This is a genomic window from Siccirubricoccus soli (assembly GCF_024178315.1).
Classification (GTDB): Bacteria; Pseudomonadota; Alphaproteobacteria; order Acetobacterales; family Acetobacteraceae; genus Siccirubricoccus; species Siccirubricoccus soli.
The window spans coordinates 41998-48912 of the sequence record NZ_JAMZIK010000059.1 but is presented as its reverse complement, the minus strand read 5'-3'; the positions used below and the strand labels follow the sequence as shown (position 1 = coordinate 48912).

The following is a 6915-nucleotide window of genomic DNA, read 5'->3' as shown; positions in this document are numbered from 1 at the left end:
TACATGCTGGCGAAATCCACCGGCAGTGCCCTGGTGAAGGCCGGCGGCGACAGCTGGTTCTTCATCACCGCCAACTACGGCTTCGGCCAGCAGCTCCAGCGCGGCACGACCCGCTTCGTCACCGCCGCCGGCGGGCGCGTGGTCGGTTCCGCCACCTACCCCTTCCCGGAGACCACCGACTTCTCCGCGCTGCTGCTGCAGGCGCAGGCCTCGCGCGCCAAGGTGCTGGCGCTCTGCAACGCGGGCGGCGACACGATCAACTGCAGCAAGCAGGCGCGGGAATTCGGCCTGACGCGGAACATGCGCATCGCCGCCATGCTGATGTACAATAGCAATGTGCAGGCGCTGGGGCAGGATGTGGCGCAGGGCCTGCTGCTGACCGAGACCTTCTACCGGGACCTGAACGACCGCACCCGCGCCTTCATGGATCGGATCCGGCCGAAGACGCCGAACCAGTGGCCCAACATGGTGCAGGCGGGCTGCTACGCATCGGTGCTGCACTACCTCAAGGCGGTCGCGGATATGGGGCCGGCGGCGGCGAAGGCGGATGGCCGCGCCGTGGTGGCGCGCATGAAGGCGATGCCGACCGACGATGATTGCTTCGGCCCGGGCCGCATCCGCGAGGACGGGCGCAAGCTGCACCCGGCCTATCTGTTCGAGGCGAAGAAGCCCTCGGAGAGCAAGGGGCAGTGGGACGGGCTGAAGCTGGTGGCGACCACGCCCGCCGAGGAGGCGTTCCGCCCCATGAGCGAAGGCGGTTGCACCCTGCCGAAGCCCTGATGGCAAAGGCCGGCCGGCTCCGTCCGGGGCCGGCCGGCGCTGCCTCACCCGGCCAGGTGGGCGCCCTCGATGATGCCGCCGAAGCGTTCCCAGGTGGTGCCCGTCCAGCGCTGCAACTGCATCTGCCGGATCGGGTGGAAATTGGTCGGGGAGGTGTTGACGGTGATGCCGGGGATGAGCGTGGCCGGCACGAAGCCCTGCAGGTTCGCCGCCTGGCGCATGACGTTGTCCCGGGCGAAATTGCCCTCGCACTGCCGCAGCACCTGCATCAGCGTCTGGGCAATGCCGTAGGCGAAGGGAAAGCTGCCATCCTTCATGTCGCCGTCCGGGATGTATTTCGACATGAAGCTGCGCCACTCGTTCATCCCCGCATCCTGTTCCCAGGCCGGGTCGGTGGGGTCCTTCAGATAGGCGGAGGTGATGATGCCGACGCCGCGCTCCGCCCCCGCCGGCTCCATCACCGTGCCGACGCTGATGGAGACATTCGTCAGGTAGTGCAGCGGCCGCCAGCCCACCTCGAACACCTTGCGGATGGCCTGGGCGGCGAATTTCGGCGTGGTGGCCGTCAGCATCACCTCGGCGCCGCTGCCGGCGAGCGTGACGATCTGGCTGTCCACCGTCGGGTCCGTCGCCTCATGACTCACGGCGCGGACCATGGCGTCGTAGCGGGCGCCCAGCACGTCGCGGATGCCGGTGACGTAGTCCTTGCCGAAATCGTCGTTCTGGTAGAGCAGGGCGAGCTTGGCGTTCGGCTTCTGCTCCAGCATGTGCTTGGCGTAGATCTGCGCTTCCGTGCGGTAGCTGGGCTGCCAGCCGATGGTCCAGGGCGTGTCCTGGTAATTCCCCCATTTGTCGGCGCCGGTGGAGAGGAAGAGGTGCGGCACCTTCCGCTGGTTCACGTAGCGCAGGATGGCGCTGTTGCTGGCGGTGCCGAGGGGGTTGAACAGGAAGGCCACGCGGTCCTGCTCCACCAGCCTTCGCACCTGCTCCACCGTCTTGGGCGGGCTGTAGCCGTCATCATAGGTGATGAAGTTGATCTTCCGCCCGGCGATGCCGCCATTGTCGTTCACCATGCGGAAGAAGGCCTGGTGGGAGCGGCCGATGGAGCCATAGGCGCTGGCCGGGCCGCTATAGGGCATGGTGTTGCCGATGCGGAGCTCGGTCGCGGTGACGCCGGGCGTCTCCTGTGCCCGGACCAGGCGCGGCGTGAAAAGGCCTCCGGCAGCGGCGGCCAGCAGCAGGCGACGAGTCGGCATCGGCTTCCTTCCCCTTCTGTCGTTGAGCGTCTTCCCGGCTGTTGTCGTTCTCCGTGGCGGGCGATGCCTCAGACATTCGCCCCTTCGATGACCCCGCCGAAGCGTTCCCAGGCGCGGCCGTTCCAGCGCTGCAGCTGCATCTGGCGAATGACGTTGTAGTTGCGCGGCTGGCTCTGCACCTTCACCCCGGGCAGCAGGGTGGCGATGTCCATCGGCGCGATATTCGTCGCCTGGCGCATCACATTCTCCCGGCTGAAGTCGTTGCCACACTGCTTCAGCACCTGCAGCATGGTGCTGCCCACCCCGTAGGCGTAGGTGTAGTTGTTGTCGCCCAGCTCGCCATCCGGCACGTAGCGGCGCATGAAGTCGCGCCACTCCTTCATGCCCGGGTCATCCGCCCAGGCGGGGTCGGACTGGTCCTTGCGGTAGTCCGAGGTAAGCAGGCCGACACCCTTCTCCAGCCCCGCCGGCTGCATGACGGTGCCGACCGAGACCGAGACATTGGTCATGAACATCATCGGCTTCCAGCCGATGTCGAAGACCCGGCGGATGGCCTGCGCCGCGAAGCGCGGGATGATGCCGCAGATCAGGGCGTCGCAGCCGGCGGCCTGCAGGGAGACGATCTGGCTGTCGATGGTCGGGTCCGTCGCCTCATGGCTGGCGAGCTTGACCATGGCGTCGAAGCGCGGGCCGAGCACGTCGCGGACGCCGTTCACATAGTCCTTGCCGAAATCGTCGTTCTGATAGAGCAGGCCGAGCTTCGTGTTCGGCTTCTGCTCCAGCAGGTACTTGGCGTAGATCTGTGCCTCGGTCCGGTAGCTGGGCTGCCAGCCGATGGTCCAGGGGTATTCCCGCGGATTGGCCCATTTGTCGGCGCCGGTGGCCAGGAACAGATGCGGGATCTTCCGCTGGTTCACATAGCGGTGGATCGCGCTGTTGGTCGGCGTGCCGAGCTGGTTGAACAGGAAGGCGACGCGGTCCTGCTCCACCAGCCGCCGGGTCTGCTCCAGCGTGCGGGGCGGCTGGTAGCCATCGTCATAGGCGATGAAGTTGATCTGCCGCCCGGCGATGCCGCCCTGGTCGTTCACCCGCCTGAACATGGCGGCGAGGCCCTTGGTGATGACGGAATAGGCCGAGGCCGGGCCGGACAGCGCATTGGTGCTGCCGATGCGGATCTCCGTCGCCGTCACCCCCGGCGCCTCCTGGGCCGGGGCAAGCTGCGGCAGGGCAAGGCTGCCGGCTGTGCCGAGGAGCAGGGCACGGCGGTTCAGGCGCATCAGGGGAATCTCCTATCAGGGTCAGGGCGAGGCACGGCGCAGCCTGGCGGCCAGGCGGCGCAGCAGCCCGGCAAAGCCATCCGGCAGCAGGAAGAGGAAGGCAATGAGGATGACGCCGTAGATCACGCCCGGCGCCGCCTTGCTGATCGCCTCCGCGATGTTCGGCACGAAGAGCACGAAGAGCCCGCCGAAGAGCGAGCCGAGGATGGAGGCGACGCCGCCTACCACCATGCCGACGAAGAGGTTGATGGAGAGCGCGAAGCTGAAGCTGTCCGGCGCCACATATTCCACCGCGACGGCGGAGAGGGAGCCGGCGAGGCCGGTGATCATCGCGCTGACGGCGAAGGCCTGGGTTTTCAGCGCGGCGATGTCCATGCCCATCGCCTCGGCGGCGATCGGATGGTCCCGCGTTGCCATCAGGGCGCGGCCGATGCGGCCACGGATGAGGTTCCAGGCGAGGAGGAAACACACGCTCGAGACGATCAGCGCCATGCAGTACATCCACTGGTCCGGCGTCAGCGGCAGGAAGGCGGGCGGGTCCGGCTTCACCAGGAACAGGCCCTGCACGCCGCCGGTCCAGCCCTCGATGGATTTGTGCTTGAGGATCTGCGGCACCGCGACGGCAAGCGAGAAGGTGGTCAGCGCCAGATAGAGCCCGCCGAGCCTGAGCGCCGGGAAGCCGACGCCATAGCCGATGAGGCCGCAGACCACGGCCGAGACCGGCAGCGTCGCCCAGAAGGACCAGTCCAGATGCGACATCAATATGGCGGTGGCATAGGCGCCGACCGCGAAGAAGGCGCCATGGCCCAGGCTGATCTGGCCATTGTAGCCGGTGACGATGTTCAGCCCGAGCACCGCCAGCGCCATGATGACCGCCATGGTGAGCTGGAAGAGGTGGAAGCTCTCCAGCAGCCAGAGCGGCGCCAGCGCTGCGGCCAGCCCGGCCAGCACCAACGCGCTGCGCTGCCAGGCGGCGAGGGCGGTGGCGGGCCGGCGGAGCGGCAGGGCGATGCGGTCCGTGGCGCTCATCCCGCTCTCCTCATACCCGGCTCATCACCACCCGGCCGAACAGGCCGGAGGGCTTCACAACGAGGACGCCGATGATGATGGCCAGCGCCACCGTCAGCTTGAGCTCGGTGCCGACCACATAGGCGCCGGCCAGATTCTCCAGCACCCCCACCGCGAAGCCGCCGATGACGGCGCCCGAGGGGTTGTCGATGCCGCCGAGCAGCGCGCCGGCGAAGGCGTAGAGCAGGATGCCGAGCATCATGGTGGGGTCGAGGAACACCACCGGCGCCACCATCATGCCGGCGACCGCGCCGATCGCCGCCGCCAGCCCCCAGCCCAGCGCCAGCATCCAGCCGACACGGATGCCGACCAGCCGCGCCGAGCGCGGGTTGTAAGCCGCCGCGCGCATGGCGAGGCCGAGCCGGGTGTGGCGGAAGAAGAGATAGACGAGGCTGAGCACGGCCAGCGTCACCGCCGTGCTGCCCAGCTCATGCGCCGAGACCAGCCCGCCGAGCAGCGGCTTGTCGCTCTCGAAGGGTGTCGGGAAGAGCTTCGTCGTATAGCCGAAGATCCAGCCCGTGGCGTTGCCGACGATGAGCAGCAGGCCGATGAAGACGCCGACATGGGTCAGCACCGGCGCATTCTGCACCGGCCGCATGAGCAGGCGCTCCACCGCTGCGCCGATGACGAAGGAGATGGCGATGGTGGCGAAGAAGGCGACCCAGTAGGGAATGCCCGCCTCGATCATGCTCCAGGCGATGAAGGTGGAGAGGGTCGCCATCTCCCCCTGCGCGAAGTTCACATGGTGCGTCGCCTGGTAGATCATCACCAGGGCGAGGGAGACGGCGGCGTAGATGCCGCCCGTGGCGATGCCGGCGACGATCTGGTGCGCCAATCCATCCATGCCTATGCTCCGCCAGCGCCGGCTGATTGGGATTTCCGCATCTGCGATGCTCCGGTCATCGGACAGCCTCAGTACCCAAGATAGGAACGGCGGATCGCCTCGTCCTCACGCAGCTCCGCGGCGGGGCCGGCGACGACGATGCGGCCGGTCTCCAGCAGGTAGGCGCGGTCGGCGAGCTCCAGGGCAAGGTTGGCGTTCTGCTCCACCAGCAGGATGCCGACGCCGCTCTCCTCGCGGATGCGGCGCATGATGGCGAAGATCTCCTGCACGATCAGCGGCGCCAGGCCGAAGCTCGGCTCGTCCAGCAGCAGCAGGCGCGGGCGCAGCAGCAGGGCGCGGGCGATGGCGAGCATCTGCTGCTCGCCGCCCGAGAGCGTGCCCGCCTGCTGCCGCCAGCGCTGCCTGAGCCGGGGGAACCACTCCCACATGCGCTCGAAATCCGCCTGCACCTCCCGGTCGCGGCGGACATAGGCGCCGAGGCGGAAATTCTCCTCGACCGTCAGCTCCATGAAGGTGCCGCGGCCGTCGGGCACATGGGCGAGGCCGAGTCGTGCGATATCCTCCGTCGCCCGCCCGGCGATGCTCTGGCCGCCGAGGCGGATCTCGCCCGTGGTGCGGACCATGCCGCAGACGGCACGCAGGGTGGTGGTCTTGCCCGCGCCATTGGCGCCGAGCAGGGCGGTGACGCCGCCCTCCTCCACCTCGAAGTCCAGCCCGTGCAGCACCGGCGCGGCGCCGTAGCCGGCGGTCAGGCCCTTCGCCTCAAGCAGCGCGGGCATGCTCGCCCCCATCGCCGAGATAGGCGCGGATCACTTCCGGGTCGCTGCGCACCTCTTCCGGCGTGCCATCGGCGATCTTCCGGCCGAAATCCAGCGCCACCACCTTGTCGGAGACACGCATGACGAGGTTCATGTGGTGCTCGACCAGCAGGATGGCGCAGTGGAAGCGGGCGCGCACATCCCGCAGCAGCGCCGCCAGCGCATCCACCTCGCCATGGTTCAGTCCGCCGGCCGGCTCGTCCAGCAGCAGCAGCTTGGGGCGGGAGATCAGGGCGCGGGCCATTTCCACGCGCTTCTGGGTGCCGAAGGGCAGGGCGGCCACCGGCACATCCGCCACCGCATCCAGCTCCAGCAGGGCGAGCAGCAGCGCCGCCTGGGTCGCCGCTTCCCGCTCCTCCCGACGCGCCGCGGGCAGGCGCAGCGCATTGGCGAGGAAGCCGCTCCGTCCCCCGGAATGGGCGCCGGCCAGCACATTCTCCCGCACGCTCATGCTGCGGAACAGCGCCAGGTTCTGGAAGGTGCGGCCGAGGCCGAGCGGCGCCATGCGGTGGCGGGGCTGGCCGGTTGCCACCTCCCCGGCGAAGCGCACCCGGCCTTCGCTGGGGCGGTAGATGCCGCTGATGACGTTGAAGAGGGTGGTCTTGCCGGCGCCGTTCGGGCCGATCAGCCCGCAGATCTGCCGGTCCTCGACCGTGAAGGAGACGCCGGCCACGGCGGTGACGCCGCCGAAGCGCACCACCACATCCTCGACCTCAAGCAGCGCCACGATTCAAACCGCCCGGCGCGATATGTGCGCCCAGGTGGGCCGGCCCGAAAGGACCATACTGCCGCCTCCCCATCCCTGCCGCCCCTGGCCTGGCCGGCCGGGGCTTATCCTTGGACGGGGATATTGGAGCGGAGATCGCGCCCGT

7 protein-coding genes are annotated in these 6915 nt (G+C 68.5%); 1 reads left to right on the top strand and 6 read right to left on the bottom strand.

Annotated elements, in window-relative coordinates; all coding sequences use genetic code 11:
• The coding region (locus NJ376_RS10025) for an ABC transporter substrate-binding protein (RefSeq protein WP_252953106.1) at positions 1 to 780 on the top strand (780 nt) is incomplete at its 5' end.
• A gap of 44 nt (positions 781 to 824) precedes the next feature.
• Here the strand turns inward: NJ376_RS10025 and NJ376_RS10020 are convergent.
• The 6 genes from NJ376_RS10020 to NJ376_RS09995 all read right to left on the bottom strand — a co-directional run bounded on the left by NJ376_RS10020 (position 825) and on the right by NJ376_RS09995 (position 6770).
• The gene (locus NJ376_RS10020) at positions 825 to 2036 is read right to left on the bottom strand and encodes an ABC transporter substrate-binding protein (RefSeq protein ID WP_252953105.1); all 1212 of its coding nucleotides are present in this window, start codon (positions 2034 to 2036) and stop codon (positions 825 to 827) included.
• Between the two features lie 68 nt (positions 2037 to 2104).
• Complete coding sequence (locus NJ376_RS10015; protein ID WP_252953104.1) at positions 2105 to 3313, bottom strand: ABC transporter substrate-binding protein; 1209 nt, start codon at positions 3311 to 3313, stop codon at positions 2105 to 2107.
• A 21-nt stretch (positions 3314 to 3334) separates the two neighbouring features.
• Complete coding sequence (locus NJ376_RS10010; RefSeq protein ID WP_252953103.1) at positions 3335 to 4342, bottom strand: branched-chain amino acid ABC transporter permease; 1008 nt, start codon at positions 4340 to 4342, stop codon at positions 3335 to 3337.
• 10 nt (positions 4343 to 4352) lie between these two features.
• The gene (locus NJ376_RS10005; RefSeq protein ID WP_252953102.1) at positions 4353 to 5225 is read right to left on the bottom strand and encodes a branched-chain amino acid ABC transporter permease; all 873 of its coding nucleotides are present in this window, start codon (positions 5223 to 5225) and stop codon (positions 4353 to 4355) included.
• A gap of 68 nt (positions 5226 to 5293) precedes the next feature.
• On the bottom strand, positions 5294 to 6004 hold the full coding sequence (locus tag NJ376_RS10000) for an ABC transporter ATP-binding protein (RefSeq protein WP_252953101.1): 711 nt from the start codon (positions 6002 to 6004) through the stop codon (positions 5294 to 5296).
• Positions 5988 to 6770, bottom strand: a complete 783-nt coding sequence (locus NJ376_RS09995; protein ID WP_252953100.1) for an ABC transporter ATP-binding protein — start codon at positions 6768 to 6770, stop codon at positions 5988 to 5990. The genes NJ376_RS10000 and NJ376_RS09995 overlap by 17 nt, the downstream gene beginning before the upstream one ends.
• Between the last annotated feature and the right edge of the window lie 145 nt (positions 6771 to 6915).